Source organism: Streptomyces mutabilis, assembly GCF_046628145.1.
In the GTDB taxonomy this organism is placed as follows: Bacteria; Actinomycetota; Actinomycetes; order Streptomycetales; family Streptomycetaceae; genus Streptomyces; species Streptomyces mutabilis.
In genome coordinates this window covers 4077634-4094807 of the sequence record NZ_CP176874.1, presented here as the reverse complement: position 1 = coordinate 4094807, position 17174 = coordinate 4077634, and the positions used below count along the sequence as shown (strand labels likewise).

12 protein-coding genes, 1 tRNA gene and 2 pseudogenes are annotated in these 17174 nt (G+C 70.0%); 7 read left to right on the top strand and 8 right to left on the bottom strand.

Features of this window, described 5'->3' with window-relative positions; genetic code table 11:
• Window positions 1–36 precede the first annotated feature (36 nt).
• Together ACLIN4_RS18370 and ACLIN4_RS18365 are read left to right on the top strand one after the other, a co-directional pair.
• Complete coding sequence (locus ACLIN4_RS18370) at window positions 37–2319, top strand: (Fe-S)-binding protein (RefSeq protein WP_289908610.1); 2283 nt, start codon at window positions 37–39, stop codon at window positions 2317–2319.
• A gap of 164 nt (window positions 2320–2483) precedes the next feature.
• Complete coding sequence (locus tag ACLIN4_RS18365) at window positions 2484–3521, top strand: Yip1 family protein (RefSeq protein ID WP_289908609.1); 1038 nt, start codon at window positions 2484–2486, stop codon at window positions 3519–3521.
• A gap of 75 nt (window positions 3522–3596) precedes the next feature.
• Here ACLIN4_RS18365 and ACLIN4_RS18360 read toward each other — a convergent pair whose 3' ends face one another.
• Both ACLIN4_RS18360 and dcd read right to left on the bottom strand, forming a co-directional pair.
• A complete protein-coding gene (locus ACLIN4_RS18360; RefSeq protein ID WP_043371585.1) occupies window positions 3597–4094 on the bottom strand; it encodes a phosphoribosyltransferase in 498 nt (165 codons plus the stop codon).
• A 13-nt stretch (window positions 4095–4107) separates the two neighbouring features.
• Window positions 4108–4683 (bottom strand): dCTP deaminase, encoded by a 576-nt coding sequence (dcd, locus tag ACLIN4_RS18355; protein WP_019324877.1) that lies wholly within the window; start codon window positions 4681–4683, stop codon window positions 4108–4110.
• A gap of 528 nt (window positions 4684–5211) precedes the next feature.
• On the opposite strand from dcd, the gene ACLIN4_RS18350 reads away from it, so the two are divergent.
• A tRNA-Gly gene (locus ACLIN4_RS18350) sits at window positions 5212–5285 on the top strand.
• Window positions 5286–5359: 74 nt separating this feature from the next.
• On the opposite strand, the gene ACLIN4_RS18345 is transcribed toward ACLIN4_RS18350, so the two are convergent.
• Together ACLIN4_RS18345 and ACLIN4_RS18340 are read right to left on the bottom strand one after the other, a co-directional pair.
• Window positions 5360–5584: a hypothetical protein gene (locus tag ACLIN4_RS18345; RefSeq protein ID WP_309032766.1), complete on the bottom strand. Its 225-nt coding sequence runs from the start codon at window positions 5582–5584 to the stop codon at window positions 5360–5362.
• Between the two features lie 45 nt (window positions 5585–5629).
• The gene (locus ACLIN4_RS18340) at window positions 5630–8023 is read right to left on the bottom strand and encodes a type I restriction-modification system subunit M/S (RefSeq protein WP_289908607.1); all 2394 of its coding nucleotides are present in this window, start codon (window positions 8021–8023) and stop codon (window positions 5630–5632) included.
• A gap of 371 nt (window positions 8024–8394) precedes the next feature.
• On the opposite strand from ACLIN4_RS18340, the gene ACLIN4_RS18335 reads away from it, so the two are divergent.
• A complete protein-coding gene (locus tag ACLIN4_RS18335; protein WP_411576020.1) occupies window positions 8395–8610 on the top strand; it encodes a type II toxin-antitoxin system VapB family antitoxin in 216 nt (71 codons plus the stop codon).
• On the top strand, window positions 8607–9029 hold the full coding sequence (locus ACLIN4_RS18330; protein ID WP_107478538.1) for a PIN domain nuclease: 423 nt from the start codon (window positions 8607–8609) through the stop codon (window positions 9027–9029). Before ACLIN4_RS18335 ends, ACLIN4_RS18330 begins: the two co-directional genes overlap by 4 nt.
• Window positions 9030–9167: 138 nt before the next feature.
• On the opposite strand, the pseudogene ACLIN4_RS18325 reads toward ACLIN4_RS18330, so the two are convergent.
• Window positions 9168–9404 (bottom strand): annotated as a pseudogene (locus ACLIN4_RS18325) (DNA-binding protein); the annotation flags it as partial.
• Between the two features lie 32 nt (window positions 9405–9436).
• Window positions 9437–10354, bottom strand: coding sequence for an alpha/beta fold hydrolase (locus ACLIN4_RS18320; protein ID WP_381911006.1), 918 nt, complete (start codon window positions 10352–10354; stop codon window positions 9437–9439).
• Between the two features lie 119 nt (window positions 10355–10473).
• Here ACLIN4_RS18320 and ACLIN4_RS18315 point away from each other — a divergent pair, with 119 nt between their 5' ends.
• Window positions 10474–11091 carry a TetR/AcrR family transcriptional regulator gene (locus ACLIN4_RS18315; protein WP_411576019.1) on the top strand — a complete coding sequence of 206 codons (618 nt, stop codon included), beginning with the start codon at window positions 10474–10476 and terminating at the stop codon, window positions 11089–11091.
• A 109-nt stretch (window positions 11092–11200) separates the two neighbouring features.
• On the opposite strand, the gene ACLIN4_RS18310 is transcribed toward ACLIN4_RS18315, so the two are convergent.
• On the bottom strand, window positions 11201–13945 hold the full coding sequence (locus ACLIN4_RS18310) for a tetratricopeptide repeat protein (protein ID WP_411576018.1): 2745 nt from the start codon (window positions 13943–13945) through the stop codon (window positions 11201–11203).
• Window positions 13946–14427: 482 nt separating this feature from the next.
• On the opposite strand from ACLIN4_RS18310, the gene ACLIN4_RS18305 reads away from it, so the two are divergent.
• Window positions 14428–15804 carry a hypothetical protein gene (locus ACLIN4_RS18305; RefSeq protein WP_411576017.1) on the top strand — a complete coding sequence of 459 codons (1377 nt, stop codon included), beginning with the start codon at window positions 14428–14430 and terminating at the stop codon, window positions 15802–15804.
• A 212-nt stretch (window positions 15805–16016) separates the two neighbouring features.
• On the opposite strand, the pseudogene ACLIN4_RS18300 reads toward ACLIN4_RS18305, so the two are convergent.
• Window positions 16017–17137 (bottom strand): annotated as a pseudogene (locus tag ACLIN4_RS18300) (SPFH domain-containing protein).
• Window positions 17138–17174 lie beyond the last annotated feature (37 nt).

Below are 17174 nucleotides of genomic sequence, written 5' to 3'. Positions count from 1 at the left end.
CCCCTTCGCAACCTCGCAGGCCCGAGGAGCCCCCAAATGCAACTCGCCGCGATCATTGTGTCGCTGGTCCTGATCGTGGTCGGCGTGGCACTGTTCGGCCGCGCCGTCCTGCAGATCTACAACTCCATGCGGCTGGGCCAGTCCGTGCCGGCCGGGACGCGGACCGACGAACCCGTGAAGCGCACCCTCACCGTGGCCCGGGAGTTCCTCGGGCACACCCGGATGAACCGCTGGGGCGTCATCGGGGTGGCGCACTGGTTCGTGGCGGTGGGCTTCTTCTCCCTGCTGCTGACGATCGTCAACGCGATCGGGCAGCTGTTCCAGGCCGACTGGATCCTGCCGGTCATCGGTGACTGGGCGCCGTACAACGCCTTCGTCGAGTTCATCGGCACGATGACGGTGCTCGGCATCCTGGCGCTGATCGTCATCCGACAGCTCAGCCACCCGCGCGAGCCGGGCCGCAAGTCCCGCTTCACCGGTTCCAACTTCGGCCAGGCGTACTTCGTCGAGGCCGTCATCCTCATCGTCGGCGTCTGCATCTTCATGCTGCACGCCCTCGAGGGCGCCCTGCACCACGTGGACGGCTACGAGGCGTCGTTCTTCATCTCGTACCCGGTCGTCTCCGCCCTCCAGGGCCTGGACCTGTCGACGCTGCAGAACCTGGTCTACTTCTTCGCCGGCCTGAAGATCGCCACCTCCTTCATCTGGATGATCACGGTCGCCCTGAAGACCGACATGGGCGTGGCCTGGCACCGGTTCCTGGCGTTCCCGAACATCTGGTTCAAGCGCAACGCCGACGGCGAGACCTCGCTCGGCGCGCTGCTGCCGATGACGTCGGGCGGCAAGCCGATCGACTTCACCGACCCCGGCGAGGACGACGTCTTCGGTGTCTCGCAGGTCGAGCACTTCTCCTGGAAGGGCCTGCTGGACTTCTCCACCTGCACCGAGTGCGGGCGCTGCCAGTCGCAGTGCCCCGCGTGGAACACCGGCAAGCCGCTCTCCCCCAAGCTGCTGATCATGTCCCTGCGCGACCACGCGCACGCCAAGGCCCCCTACCTGCTGGCCGGCGGCGGCAAGACCATGGAGGGCGAGGAGAAGGCCTCCGAGGAGCAGCTCAAGGGCGTGCCCGCCGCGGCCCTCGCCGAGGCCGAGCGGCCGCTGATCGGCACCGCGGAGGAGAACGGCGTCATCGACCCGGACGTCCTGTGGTCCTGCACCACCTGCGGCGCCTGCGTCGAGCAGTGCCCGGTCGACATCGAGCACGTCGACCACATCGTGGACATGCGCCGCTACCAGGTCATGATCGAGTCGGCGTTCCCGTCCGAGGCGGGCACGATGCTCAAGAACCTGGAGAAGAAGGGCAACCCCTGGGGCCTGGCGAAGAAGCAGCGCCTGGAGTGGCTCAAGGAGGTCGACTTCGAGGTCCCGGTCGTCGGCAAGGACATCGAGGACCTCACCGAGGTCGAGTACCTGTACTGGGTCGGCTGCGCCGGCGCCCTGGAGGACCGCGCCAAGAAGACCACCAAGGCCTTCGCCGAGCTCCTGCACATGGCGGGCGTCAAGTTCGCCATCATGGGCGGCGACGAGAAGTGCACCGGTGACTCCGCCCGCCGCCTCGGCAACGAGCCCCTCTTCCAGGAGCTCGGCATGGAGAACGTCATGTCCCTCAACGCCGCCTTCGGCGAGGAGATGGACGACGACGGCAAGGTCACCGAGGAGTCGAGGAAGCCGAAGTCGGCGAAGAAGATCGTCGCCACCTGCCCGCACTGCCTCAACACCCTCGGCAACGAGTACCCGCAGCTCGGGGGCGACTACGAGGTCATCCACCACACCCAGCTGCTCCAGCACCTCGTGGACGAGGGCAAGCTCACCCCGGTCACCCCGGTCGAGGGCATCATCACCTACCACGACCCCTGCTACCTGGGCCGGCACAACAAGATCTACACGCCCCCGCGCGAGATCATCGCCGCCGTCCCCGGCGTCCGCAACGAGGAGATGCACCGCCACAAGGAACGCGGCTTCTGCTGCGGCGCCGGCGGCGCCCGCATGTGGATGGAGGAGCGGATCGGCAAGCGCATCAACAACGAGCGCGTCGACGAGGCCCTGTCGGTCAACCCCGACATCGTCTCCACCGCCTGCCCCTTCTGCCTCGTCATGCTCACCGACTCGGTCAACGGCAAGAAGAACGACGGCAAGGCCAAGGAGTCCATCCAGGTCGTCGACGTCGCCCAGCTCCTGCTGGACTCCGTGAAGACCCCGGCCGACCCGGCCGGTGAACCGGAGACGGAGAACGCCCCGGAGCCCGAGCCGGTGAAGTGACCGGCCCCACCCGGCAGCCCGACCGACGGCGGCCCCTGACTCCCGAGCGGGTCAGGGGCCGCCGCCTTTGCCGGTGAAGGACGAACAAGAGCGTCGCCGACCTGGGGGACCGAGTACGACCGCCGTACGGCCCCTAGGGGCGCCCCGGTCGACCCCCGTAAGGGATGTCACAGGTCGGCCGCAAAGGACCCCCCGAACGGCCGGGCCCCGCACGTCACTCTCCGGGACCAGGTACGTTCGAAGGCGTGGCTGGATTCAGGATCGGACGCGGCCGGAACAACGGCGCTCCCAACGCGCGACCGCAACACCCTCCGTACGGACAGCAGGCGCCCCAGGGACCGTCGTACGGCGGTCCCGCGACGCCTCAGCCGCCGTACCCGCAACAGCCGTACGGAGGTGGCGCCCCCGGCCCCGGCAACGGCGGCTCACCGTGGCCACAGCCGCACCACGGCGGCGGCGGTCACGGCGGCGGTCACGGCGAGCCGGAGTACTTCGGTGACGGCGGCTACGGCCAGGGCGGCCCGCAGGGGGGCCACGCCCCGTACGACCCCTACGCGGCCAACAACCCGGGCCACACCCAGGCGTTCACGGTCGGCGACGACCCGTACAACCAGGGCGAGACCTACCGGGCCGGCTCCACCCCGCCGCCCGGCCCCGTCGGCCCGCGCCTGCACTGGAAGGCCCTGCTGAAGGGCGTCGTACTGGCGCCCAACCAGACCTTCCTCCAGATGCGGGACTACGCCATGTGGGCGCCGGCGCTCATCGTGACGTTCCTCTACGGCCTGCTGGCGGTCTTCGGGTTCGACAACGCCCGCGAGGAGGCGATCAACGCCACCCTCTCGAACGCGATCCCGATCGTCCTGACGACGGCCGTCGCGATGGTGCTGAGCGCCTTCGTGCTGGGCGTGGTCACCCACACCCTGGCCCGCCAGCTCGGCGGCGACGGAGCGTGGCAGCCCACGGTCGGCCTCTCCATGCTGATCATGTCGCTCACCGACGCCCCGCGCCTGGTCTTCGCGATGTTCCTCGGCGGCGACGCGTCCTTCGTCCAGGTCCTCGGCTGGGCCACCTGGGTCGCGGGCGGCGTCCTGCTCACCCTGATGGTCGGCCGCTCCCACGACCTGCCCTGGCCGAAGGCGCTCGGCGCGTCCGCGATCCAGCTGATCGCGCTGCTGTCGATCGTGAAGCTGGGCACGTTCTGACGGCGTGACACGGCATGTGAAGGGCCCCCGGCGTCGCGCCGGGGGCCCTTTCACACACCACGTCCGTCCCGTCGCTCAGGCGTCGAGCACCTGCCCGGCCCGCCGCACGACGGGCTCCTGCACGGACCACGGGAAGTTGATCCACTGATCGGTCCGCTTCCACACGTACTCGCACTGGACGAGCGAGTGGGACTTCTCATAGATCACGGCGCTGCGGACCTCGGCGACCGTGTCGAGGCAGAAGTCCCGCACCAGCTTGAGCGTCTTGCCGGTGTCGGCGACGTCGTCGGTGATGAGGACCTTCTTCTCGGAGAAGTCGATGACGTTGGGCACGGGCGCGAGCATGACCGGCATCTCGAGCGTGGTCCCGACGCCGGTGTAGAACTCGACGTTCACGAGGTGGATGTTCTTGCAGTCGAGGGCGTAGGCGAGCCCGCCCGCCACGAAGACGCCGCCCCGCGCGATGGAGAGCACTATGTCGGGCTCGTACCCGTCGTCGGCGACGGCCTGCGCGAGCTCGCGCACGGCGACCCCGAACTGCTCGTAGGTCAGATTCTCCCGAACATCACTCATGCGCGCGTCCTGCTCATACCTGGGTCCGATGGAAGTTGAGGAAGGACCGGGAGGCGGTCGGCCCCCGCTGTCCCTGGTAACGGGACCCGTACCGCTCGCTCCCGTAGGGGTGCTCGGCCGGCGAGGTGAGCCGGAACATGCACAGCTGCCCGATCTTCATCCCCGGCCACAGCTTGATGGGCAGCGTCGCGAGGTTGCTGAGCTCGAGCGTCACGTGTCCGGAGAAGCCCGGGTCGATGAACCCGGCGGTGGAGTGCGTGACCAGCCCGAGCCGCCCGAGCGAGCTCTTGCCCTCCAGCCGCGAGGCCAGGTCGTCGGGCAACGTGACGACCTCGTACGTGCTGGCCAGCACGAACTCGCCGGGGTGCAGGATGAACGGCTCGTCCCCCTCCGGCTCCACGAGGCGGGTCAGATCCGCCTGCTCGACGGAGGGGTCGATGTGCGGGTACCGGTGATTCTCGAACACCCGGAAGTAGCGGTCGAGGCGCACGTCGATACTCGACGGCTGCACCATGGAGTCGTCGAAGGGATCGATGCGGACCCGCCCGGAGTCGATCTCGGCCCGGATGTCCTTGTCTGAGAGAAGCACGCACCGAGGATACGCAAGGCGCGCGGAGCAGCGACAACCGCCGCCGCGCCGCGCGCCCGGAACCGCTCTGCGTCTGTGCTACCGCTGCTCCGCTACCGCTTCACCGAACCCACGGGCACGGCACTCCTCAGCCGCGCACACCGCGGACATCGGACGAGCCGGCCGGGGCCGAGTCGCTCGGCCTGCTGCATCGGGAACGAGGCGGCGGTGAACACGTGCCCATCGGCACAGCGGACGACGGTGCGCTCCATCAAGTCCTTCAAGTCCCTTCCCCAAGAGCCGCGTCTGGCTTGCTACTACCCTGACGACAAAAGCCACAGTACGGGATCAAAGGGACGACTCTCCAGGCGGCACTCCGGCCCCTCCCGGACCCTCTCCGACCCCCTCCACGGTACGCCCCAACTCCGGCCCCCCGCAGCCGCTTCACCCCCACCCGAACGCCCGCAGGCCCCACGGCTGGAACACCGGGGGCCTGCGATGGGGTAGAGTGAGCGAGCGTCCAGGCACCGACCTCGGTCGGCGCCTTACGCGGGTGTAGTTTAATGGTAGAACATCAGCTTCCCAAGCTGAGAGCGCGAGTTCGATTCTCGTCACCCGCTCCATGCGTAACCCCCAAGTCACAGACCTGGGGGTTCTTTTTGTACGCGCTCACACACCGGCCGGCCCTTTTCTCCATCTAGTTCCGCAGTGCCGTGACCGCTCCCACCCCGGCGAAGCAGAGCCCTGCTGTCGCACCGAACGCAGCGCCCGCGAACAAGATCGCGTCAGCGATTCCCGTGCCGGTCACGTACTTCAGCGCGGCGACACACGCAGCGATCAATGTGGAGAAAAGAACGATGATCAGCAGCCAGAGCGCCCAGGTGCTGGAGGAGGAGGGGCGCGAGGTGCCGGAGGTGGTCATGGCCGGGACTTCCTTTCACTGCCTCTGCGGGCTGGGTTGGCCGGGTCACGTAGTAGGAGGAATGGCGGAGGTACGGGAGCCCGTGAGTTGTTCGACGAGCAGCGCTCGGGTCCGGGTGATGGCTGCAGCCAGTTCTCGGTGGGCGGTAGACCGTTCCCGCAGGAGCACCAGCGACTCGACGATCTCCTGTTGCACGTCGAATGGTGGCAGCAGGACTTTCTGGCTCTCCAGTACGGCCTTGGTGATGAACGGGGCGGCGGTGGCGGCCGCGCGGTCCCTGACCCAGTCGATGGCCTCCGGACGACTCAGAACAGCGAGCAGATAGCCGGGGAGGACCTGGGCATCCTCTCGGCAGCGGAGCCTGATCACGTTCGAGCTCATGAGCCATCCCGCCTGGTCCCTCCGTACCAGGGCCGGCGGCCCCATGGCACCTGCGCGGACGCAAACGATGTCGCCCGCCTCGAGCCGGTAGCGCCCCAACCGGTCGGCGAGTTCGGACGCGACGCGCTCGTCGCCGCTGTCACTCACCTCCCCGTCCCGCAGGTGCCTGGGAAAGACGACCGGCACCTCACCATGCGGAATTCGGTCCTTCGGTGCCAGCAGTGCGTGAGACGGGCCGGTCTGGATGTCACACAGATCCGCGAGGACCGCTTCGCGGCGGGGCGCCTGACACACCCGGTCGGTCTCGAGCACGGCCCGCAGGTCGGCGGTGCGCTCGTCCAGGTACCTGCAGCGCTCCGCCAGCCATGAAACCTCGGCCCAGACTTCCGCTTCCGCAATGCCGGACGTCCCGCTGTCCGGAACCGGCGACCCGCCGATGTGATCGATCGGATTGAGCGAGTAGCCGATACGGCGCAAGGACTCCCTGTCGACGCGTGCGCCGGGCACGGTCACCGCAGAGGGGTCGTGCGGTCGGGCGGGGTCGTCTCCCGGACGAAGAACCAGGTAGGAGTCGATGACGGAGCTGACGTCGTCGTACGCGAGCACACGCCGACCGCCGCTCTGCACGGTGCCCAAGTCGCGTGCGTCCAGGAACAGGACGTGATCTCCGGCATCGGCGGGGTGCCGCAGCAGCCACACGCACACCGGCACCGACGTGCCCGAGAAGAGTCTGTCGGGCAGCGCGACAACGCACTCCACCACGCCTTGTTCCACCAGCTCACGGCGAATCGCCCTCTCCGCCGCGTTCCCCGAGTTGCCCGCCTTGTTCGGCATCACAAGTGCGGCGCGTCCGCCCTTGGCCAGGACGGACAGGGCGTACTGCGGGTAGGCCAGGTTGTCGTTACCCAGCGGAGGGGCGCCGTAGGGCCAGTGCCCGGTGCGCGTGGTCTCTTTCAGGGTGTCCTTCATATTGAAGGGCGGGTTGGTGAGAACCAGGTCGACCGAGCCCTGAAGCCACGGCTGCTCCCACGGCCGCCCGCCGGTCTTCAGCCGGAGGGCGGGTCTGACTCCGCGCAGCGCCAGATTCATACTCGCCAGCGGCAAGGTGGGCCGCTTCGGCGTCTGCCCCAGCAGCCTGGGCAGCGGCGCATCCGTGAAACCCGGCCCCCCGCGTCGCGCCCGCATCGCCATGTCGGCTACTGCGCCGAGGAGTTCCCCACCGCGGAAGTAGGGGTCGTACACACTGCCCGGGGCCGTCCCCCTGGCGGCCCATCCCAATCCCGCCATCAGGTACGCCACGGGTAGCGGGGTGAAGAACTCCCGGCTCCCCAGCTGTGCCTTCTCCTCGTAGCCCTCGATGATCAGCTGGAAGGCGTGCGGACCGAGCGAGCCCACCAGCCGGACAACCTCCACGAGGTCCTCGAATCGCCTGGGTTCCAGGCGAGCCAGGGCATCCCTCGTCTCCGGAAGGGATCCCACGTCCCGCAACGCCGCGTCCGCCTCCGAGCCGATGAGCCTGAGCAGTGCGCTGCTGGACCGCGGACCGTCGCCGGACGTGGAGTACGTCTTCACCCGTTGCCAGCCCTCGGGCCTCGTCATCCGCAAGAAATACAGGGCAGCCAGCAGGTTCACATAGCCGATGGGCATGTCCGCTCCTCCGACCCTTTCGGCCGGGAGACCCACGAGCGTGCGGACGGTCTCGGCATCACCCGGAGACGGTTTCTCCCGTGGACCGAGCGCGGGCCGGGCGTCGTACGCCGTCGGACTCTCCTGGGCCACGGAACCGGACGATCTGCGCTGCCGCGCTCGATCTCCGTAGGTGCTGTGCTCGTCCTCTCCCTGCGCCCGGTGGTGTGAGGGCACTCGCCTTCTGTCGAGCCAGCTCAAGATCTCCGACTCGTGGAAGTAGTCCTGGCCGGCGGTGCGCCGGGGGGTGGGGAAATCCGCCGCGCGCCGCTCCCAGGTGGTGACAGCCGCTCGCGTCACCTCTGCCATGGCCGCGATCTGCGTACGTGTGACCAGGCGATCGCCGCCAGGCACGCCGGGGTTGTTCTCCATCTCGCACCGCCACCCTTCCCAAGTGGTCCGGCCGTCTGCTCGTTGGGCATGACTCTAGAGCTACTGCCGCAGGAGCATCCACTGAGTACTGTCAGTACTCATATGCCGTTTCACACTCGGCACGCGGAACGGGAGACAAGAGTCTCCCCCGCAGAGGCACTACGAACGCCGATCCTGCGCACGTCGATGATCTCGCCTGTGACCCGAGGGGTGCATTGGCCTTAACACTCAACCGTCTCGTGACGCTCAAGGGCAACCACTCATGGGAGCTGGACGCGGGAGAACCGAGACCCGGCCGCGACCACCATTCAGCAGGAGCGACCTCTTTGTATATACTTGATTACACTCTATATATCTATGGAGGTGCATCAATGACTCGCACCGTAATCGACCTCGATGATCAGCTAGTCGCTGACGTGGCCAAGGCCCTCGGCACCAGCACCAAGAAGGAGACCGTGAACACCGCCCTGCGCGAGGTGCTGGAGAACCGGCGGCGGGCTCTGGCCCTCACCCGCCTGCGGGCGGCGGCGGGTGAGGGCGCCTTCGATCTCGGTCTCCTCGAGGACAAGGGAAACTACCGTCGGTGAACGCCGCTCAGTTCCTGATCGACACCAGCGCACTCGCCCGGCTGTTGCGCGGCGATGCCGAGCAATACGGCTGGGACCAGGCGGCGGCGGCCGGGCTCATCGCCACGTGCCCCGTCACCGAGCTGGAGTTCTTCTACAGCGCCCGTTCCGCCGCCGACCGTGCCCGAGGCATCGAGGACCTGCGTCTGCTCTTCGGCTGGGTGCCGGTCGACGACCGCGCCTACGACCGCGCCTGGCAGGTCCAGGACATCCTCACCCAGCGCGGACAGCACCGCAGTGCCGGAGCCGTCGACCTCGTGGTTGCGGCCACGGCCGAGTTGCAGGGACTGACCCTCCTCCACCGCGACCGGGACTTCGAATGCATCGCCGCCGTCACAGGCCAGGCGCTCCAGTGGTACGGACCAGAACCCGGCAAATGAACCCAGGGGCCGGGCGTTCGGCTGTTCCGTGCGCAGTGGCACAGCAGAGCCATCCGAGGTGCCACAACCTGACAGAGGAAGACGTGCGGGCATCGCCGGGTCGTGGACGGCGGCCGCGATCTGCGTAACGCCGCGAAACAGCCGGCCGGGATGCCGCAGGGCGGTCGTGCACAGCATGGCGTCGATGGCGTACTTGTGGCCGTGCAGCCCCGCCGCGCGCAGCGAGGCGGCAGCGGATTGCGCGACGGCCTGGGTCACCGGCTCGACGGCCGGGCGGGGCAGGGTCCACTTCGGCGCGGCGGCGTCGATCTCCGGGTGGATCACCTCGACCAGTACGGCGGTTGAGGTGATCACCGGCAGGTCCGCGTCGAGCGCCTCGGCCGGCCGCATGCGCGGCTCGGCGGTCGTCAGTCGGTGGGGACGGAGGCCATGAAGGCCAGCATCCTGCGGTTCACGTCCTCCGCGTGGTCGATCTGGGGGCCGTGCCCGGTGCCGGTGACGACCTCCGCACGGGCGCCCGGTATCAGGCGCGGAACGCGCTCCCTCTGCCGCTCGGGATGCAGCAGGAGGCTGCGCTTGCCGAGCACCAGGTAGAGAGGCGTACGGATGGTGGTCAGTTCCGCCTCGGACAGGGGAAGCGGTGCCGGGCGACGGATGCGGTAGGCGCGGACGCCGGTCCTGATCATCGTGCGCAACTCGGGCATGACCAGGACCGGTTGATCCAACCAGGCCGCCAGCCGTGGCCGCAGCGCTTTGGGCGCGAAGGTCGCGAAGAAGCCGGCGAAGATCCAGACGAAGAAGCGCAGCCCCACCTTCTCCAGGCCGCCCGGGTCGAGCAAGGTGACCGAGGCCAGGCGTTCGGGAGCGCGGTGGGCCTGGTTGAGGGCGAGCCAGCCTCCGTAGGAGGTGCCGACGAGGTGGACGCGGTCGAGTCCCAGCCCGTCGAGCGTCTCGTCCAGCCACTGCGCGGCCCGTTCGGGCTGGTGGATCGGCTCGCGCTGGACGCTGCGGCCGGGATCGCCGGGGGTGTCGAGGGCGTAGACGGGGCGTTCGGCGCTGAGGGCGGGGGTGTTCGGGTACCACATGGCGGAGCAGGACCCCGCTCCGTGCACGAGGACGACCGGGGTGCGGGACCGGGCCGCGGGGTCGTCGGGCTCGTAGCGGTACACGTGGGTGGTGCCGAACGAGGTCTCCACGTCCTGTTCGGCGACGGCGGGCGCTCCGAGCGCGAAGACGGCGTCACAGGCGGCGAAGTAGCGGTCGCGCCAGGCGTCGCTCACGTAGCGGCCGACGTCGGCCTGGGCGCGGGCAGTGGTCTCGGACACGGCCACCTCCGGAGGTCTCGATTTTCGTGATACGACCGTACCATGATGCTGATACGGCCGTATCATCAAAAGTGCCCGGCCCGGCGGGGCGCGGCGTACGACGAGCGGAGAACCAGCCGATGCCCAAGCGTGTGGACCATGCCGAACGGCGCACCGAGATCGCGGAGGCGCTCGTCCGGGTCGCCGCGCGCCGCGGGCTGCATGCCGTAGGAATGCGCGATGTGGCAGCCGAGGCAGGCGTGTCACTGCGGCTGGTGCAGTACTACTTCGAGACCAAGGAGAAGCTGCTGCTCTTCGGACTGGAGCATCTGACCGAGAAGTTCGGGGAGCGGCTCACCGCCCGCATCCGGGCCGCCGGGGACGGGCCGGGGCCGCGCGCGTTGGTCGAGGCGCTGCTGATGACGGCCTTGCCGACCGACGAGGAGAGCCGTGTCTTCCACCACCTCTACACCTCGTACGCCGTTCTGGCCGTGACCGACCGGACACTCGCGGCCCAGCCCTTCATCAAGGACCCCGATGCCGCCGAAGCCGCTCTGACCGACATCCTCCGGCAGGCGCAGGGCGCGGATCTGCTGCAGCCCGGTGTGGACGCGCGGTTGACGGCGGCCGGGCTGCTCGCGATGTCCGCAGGGCTCGGCACCAGCATCCTCGTCGGACAGCGCAGCCCCGAGTCCGCCATCGCGGTCCTGGACGACCACCTCGACCGCGTCTTTCGCGCCGCGGATGCGGCCAGTTGACGCAGGAACGGTGCGCGGGCTCCTGCCGCGCGGAAGTCGAGGAGGTCACCTCCCCGGGCCTTGCTCCGTGACATCGCGCGACTTCACCCGAGCGGTCGGCCGCGCCTCGCTAGTAGGGCTCGTCGCCGTATCCGGACGTGCTGCTCCCGCTGTGGCCGGACGCGGAGTCGTCTCCGTACGAAGAGTCGTGCCCCGCGTCGTCCGAGGACGAGTACGAGGACCCGGAAGAGGAGTCGTAGGCGTCGGATCCGCCGGTTGCAGAGCTGTCGTCGGCGGTGACGGACGAGCCGTGGTCGCCGCCGCTCGTGTCGCGGGTGCGTGATCCGCCGAGGGTGTCGCCGTACGTGGTCCTCGGGGCGGGCCGGTCCTCCGCCGCGTCCACGGGCAGCGGGGAGGCGGCGGGCGCGGTCTCGGTGACGGCGCCCACGGGGAGAGCGGTGAGTACGTCGTCGTCCGGGAAGGACGGCTCGGCCAGACCGTGCGAGGCGGTGTAGCCGTCCGGGTAACGAAGCGCGAGGGCGGGACCGCCGGCGGGGTCCGGGCGGACATCGTGCAGAAGGAGTGCGCCGGCCGGCGGCAGGGCGACGAGAGGGCTGAACGGGTTCAAGGGGATGCGCCGCAGGGAGGCGCGACCGCGGGCGAGACCGCGAATGCCTCGGCGCGCCTGCCGTGCCTGTTGCTCCGGCTTCCGCGCCTCATGCAGCGCCGCATCCGGGTGGGCCTCGGAGAACTCCCGGATCGCGGTGTCCAGCCAGTCACGGGTCTGGCGCACGTCACCCGTCGCCGCCCAGGCGAGCCCCAAGTTGTACGCGGCCTGCCCCCGGGCGAACCGGTCCTCGGCCGGGAAGGCGCGGAAGGCCCGTAGGTAGGAGTCCCGGGCGGACGGGAGATCGCCGCTGTGCAGCTGGACGTTTCCAAGATGCAGCAGCGACTGGCCCTCACCGTGTCGGTCGCCGGCACGTCTGCTGTGTTCGACGGCACGCTCGTGACGTGCGAGGGCCCGCAGGTCGTCTCCTTGCCGGGCCTCCACGACACCGAGATTGTTGAGGATCGCCGCGACCCCGCGCCCGGTCTCCGCGGCGGCCGTGGTCCCGGGAGGCCGCTCACACGCCTCCAGCAGGCTTTCCAGCGCGGCGACGCCCTCGCCACCGGGGTTCAAGGGCTCGCCCAGTTCGCTCAGCGCCCGGTACATGAGGGAGACCGCGGTGTCCGGGCGGCCGTCGCGAGGGTCCCAGGCGTCCACCGCTTGCCGGTATCGGGCCAACGCCTGGTGCAGCCGACCCTGTTGGTGGTGAGCCCGGCCGATCTCGCACAGCAAGTGGCTGCGGTGCTCCCTCAGCCCCAGACGCCCCGCGAGATCGGCCGCCACCTCATGGGTGAGCAGCCAGTCGTCCCAGTGCTTGCGCAGGTCGAAGAACGCGGTCAGTCCCAACGCCAGGAGCACGGCGCGCCCCTGCGCCTCCTCGTGGTCCTGGGAGCGGAGCACGGCGGCCACCAGATTCGGCAGCTCCGCGTCCAGCCAGGCGAGCGCGGATCCGGCCGCGTTCAGGCCCGCTCGCGCACGGGCGGCGGAGTGCGGTGCCCGGCTCCGCAACAGTCCCTCGTGGAGCTCGGGGCGGGGGCGGCGGGGAGCACCGGGCAGTTTCTCGACGGCGGCCCCGGCAGTGACCGTGTAGTGGTCCATGAGCCGGGAGAACGCGGCCGCACGCTCGTCGGCGGCGACCTCCTGGCCGTGCTCGCGAGCGTAGAGCAGCACCAGGGACTCGAAGCGGTATCCGTCGTAGCAGGTGCTTCGTTCGAGGAAGCGCAGGCCGTGCAGCTCGCTCAGCCGCTTGGCGGCCGTGAGCGGTGAGACCGCGGCGAGCGCGGCGGCGGCGTGGACCCCGATGTCGAGCCCGGGGTGGAGGGGCAGGAACTGGAACAGTCTCCTGGCCTGGGGCGAGAGCAGCCGGTACGACTCGTCGAGGGTGGAGCGTACGCTCCGGCCGCCGGTGTCCAGTTCGGCCAGTCGGCTCGACGAGTCGGCGAGCCTGTCGCGGAGCCTGCCGACGGACATGCCCGGGCAGGTGACGAGAAGGTGTGCCGCCCGCATGAGGGCGAACGGCAGGTGGTCGCAGAGCTCGGCCACCGCTCGCGCGCCTTCCGCGTCGTCGGTGACCCGACGGTCCTCGCCGAACGCGTTCTCCACGACGGCGCCCAGGAGGGCCACGGCTTCGGCGGGCGCGAACCGTTCGAGCGCGTGGAACGCCGCGTGCTCGTCCAGCAGTTCGGTCAGCTGTCGACGGCTGGTGACCAGCAGCCGGCCCGTGCCGCCGGGCGGCAGGAACGGGGTGACCTGGTCGGCGGCGGTGGCGCCGTCCACGACGATCAGCATCGGCTTGCCGTGCGCCTCGGCGTGGTCCAGCAGGTACCGGCCGAACAGCTCCCGCTGCTCGTCGAGCGTCCCCGACCGGGGCACCGGCAGGTCCAGCGCCCCGGCCAGCAGCCGCAGTGCCCGGCTCAGCCCGTCGCCGACCACGCCCGCGTCACCGGGCCGGTTGTCCATCTCGACGACCAGTTCGCCGCTGAACCAGCGGCGCTCGGCACGTCTCGCCTCCTGTGCCACCGCCCGGACAAGGAGGGTCTTGCCCACACCCGCCGGGCCGTGGACGACCACCGGGCCCGGAGCACCGCAGCCGGGGTCCAGCCCGGCCAGCAGCTGCCGGGTCTCGTTCTCCCGGTCGATCCATCGCCCGACGTCGGGCATCCGCCCCACCACGTGGGCCCTGCCGTCCCGGGGCGGGTTCCAGTTGTTGATCTGGAAGTTCTGGTACCCGGCCTGCACGGCACTGCTGTGGAACGTGTTCCCGGTCACGCGCGGGATGTCCGGCCGCCACCCGCCCGGACCGCCCGGGACGCCCGGACCGCCCGGGACACCGGAGTCACCGGAGTCACCGGAGTCACCAGGGACACCGGGGACACCGAGGTCACCGGATTCACGCGTCACGCGTCGGAGCCGTGGTCGCCCGGACACTCCCCCACGCGTCCGTCCCGGCGGCCCGCACGACGGCGGTCACCGCCCGCCGCGGCCGGCGCGATCATCGACTCGGTCGGCATCCCCGCACCCCTCCCCCGGACACGAACGACACCTGCCTTCTCCCCGGCCCCGCCCGCGGACAAACGACGTCGCCGTTGCGGACACTGTGACGTCTGCGTGGGCCTGTGCGCTGGGAAAGTGCCGCCTGCCGATCATGACAGCGGCAGGACGGGCGCAGCGCCTGACCGCCGTGCCCGTCCTGCTGTCGAGCGGTGCTCACCACCAGACGATGTCCTTGAAGAAGGAAAGCGACCGATCACGTGCGCATAAGACAGTTTGTCGAAAGAGCGGCGCTTTCCGCTGCTCTGAGCCTCTCGCTGCTCGGCCTCGGCACGTCCGCAGCCGCCGCGGACACCGGTGTCCCCCTGCCGATCAGCTCGTACCGGGACATGGCCGTGGACGCCGTTCACCAGCGGGTCTTCCTCAGTGACCCCTTCGGTGACAGCATTGTGGTGACCGACTACACCGGCCAGGTCGTGAAGCAGATCAGCGGTGCGGACGGCGCCTGGGGGTTCGCGCTGTCCGGCGACTCCAGGACGCTGTACGTGGCGCTCCGCGACGCCGGCGCGATCGCCGCGATCGACACCGTCACCCTGCAGGAGACCGCCCGGTACGACACCGGCACCGGCGCGGGCGCCTACGCCGGTCCGACCTCCCTCGCCCTGGCCGGGGGCAAGATCTGGTTCGGCTACAGCCTCGACACCTGGAGGGGTGCTCTCGGCTCGCTGGATCTGAGCGGTGCGCAGCCGGTCGTCACGAGGAACCAGGCCCTCGACACGTTCCGGGGCTCCCCCCGCCTGGCCGCCACGCCGCAGGTCCCGAACACTCTCGTGGCAGCCGAGTCCGACGGCAACACGGCCGCCGTGGCGGTGTACGACGTGGGCAGCGGTCAGGCCGACGCCCAGGCGAGGCGCGTCGATCCGGGGCCGGACGGGTGCGCGAGCCTGCAGGACGTCGCCCTGACCCCGGACGGGCAGCAGGTCGTCGTCGCCTGCGCCTCGGCCCACTACCACCAGGCGCTGCGCACGGCCGACCTGGCGGACAACGGCACCTACACCACCAGCTGGTCCCCCACGGCAGTGGCCGTCGACCCCGCCGGGACGATAGCGGCGGGCGTCTACGGGCCGTCCGCATCCGACGTGCACCTCTTCGCGCAGGGCAGCCCCACGGCCTACACGGCCTGGGACTTCCCGGAGCCCTCCGACTACGCCGACACCACCCTCGTGTCGGGCGGACTGGCCTGGGCCCCGGACGGCAGCCGGATCTTCGCGGTCACCGAGACCAGCGGCTCCTCGTCCCTCACGCTCCAGGTCCTGAACCACCCGCGGGTCGACACCACCGTCACCGTGCGGGCACCGGCCTCGTCACCGCGGAACCAGGACCTCACGCTGACCGGGAAGCTCGAAGCGCCCGTGGGCTTCGGCGCCGGCAACACCGTGGACATCTGGCGGATCGACGACCCTATGGCGGGTGAGGGCACGCTCATCGGCTCCGCGAGCGTCGCCGCGGACGGCACGTTCGAGTACACCGACCAGCCGAAGGCCAAGGGCGATGTCCAGTACACCGTCCAGTACTACGGCGACACGCGGCACGCGTACGCCTACGGCTCGGTCACGGTCCGCATCACCTCGGACTGACGCACGCGAAGGGCGTCGCGGCACACGGTGAGCGATCGGGCCGCGATCCGCCCCGGCAGGTGCTCGGCCGGACCTTCCCGGCCGAGCATGCGCGCGTGGGTGGCAGGTCGGCGACGAGGACGCGGCGGCGGCAGGACGGCGCCCTGATCACGGGTTCCGCAGTTCCGCTTGGAGGCGGCGCTGCTCCACGTCGTCCGCCGCCGTGGCCCGGCTCAGTCGCCGGACGTCCGCCCCGGTGGGGAATCTGGGTCGACTGAGCCGCCTCCGCTTCCGCCTTGGCGTCGTGCACCGCGGCGGCGGCCTGCTTCCCGGCCTCGTCGGCGGCCGTGGCGGCGTCGAGGGAGACGGCACGGCCCGCCGCGCCGAGCTGCGGCGTCCCCGTTCCGGCCACCGTGTCGGAGGTGTCGGTGGCGTCGGCGGTGGCTTCCTCCTCCGCCGGCACCGGCGCCGGCGGGCCCGCCGCCGACCGGTCGCCGAACGCGTGGGTGACGGTCCGGACCGCTTCCGTCAGCTCGCCCGGGATCACCCAGAACGTGTTGTTGTCGCTGCTCGCCAGGTGCGGGAGCGTCTCCAGGTACTTGTAGGCCAGCACCTTCGGGTCGGCGTTGTTGCGGTGGACGGCCTGGAAGACGAGTTCCACCGCCTTGGCCTCGCCGTCCGCCCGCAGGATCATGGCCTGCTGCGTGCCCTGGGCCTCCAGGATGTCCTTCTGCCGCGTGCCCTCGGCGGTGAGGATCTTGGCCTGCCGCTCCCCTTCCGCGTGCAGGATGGCCGCGCGCTTGTCGCGTTCGGCGCGCATCTGCTTCTCCATCGCCTCCTTGATGGTGTGCGGTGGGTCGATGGCCTTGATCTCGACGCGGTTGACCCGGATGCCCCACTTGCCGGTGGCGTCGTCGAGTACGGCGCGCAGCCGCGAGTTGATCTCCTCGCGGGAGGTGAGGGTCTCCTCCAGGTCCATGGAACCGATGACGTTGCGCAGTGTCGTCACGGTGAGCTGGTCGATCGCCTGGAGGTAGTCGGCGACCTCGTAGGCCGCCGCGCGCGGGTCGGTGATCTGGTAGTAGAGCACCGTGTCGATGTTCACCACGAGGTTGTCCTCGGTGATCACCGGCCGGGGGTCGGACGAATAGACCTGCTCGCGCACGTCGAGCTTGGTGTTGATGCGGTCCGCCACCGGCACGACCAGGTTCAGGCCGGGCTGCAGCGTCCGCCGGTAGCGGCCGAACCGCTCGACGTTGTAGCGGCGCGCCTGCGGGACGATCCGCACGGTGGAGGCCACGAGGAAGACGACGACCAGGGCCGCCACGAGGATGGGGATGACAAGCGGATCCACAGTGCCTCCGTTGCTCGCTCCGTTTTGTGCCGTTCAC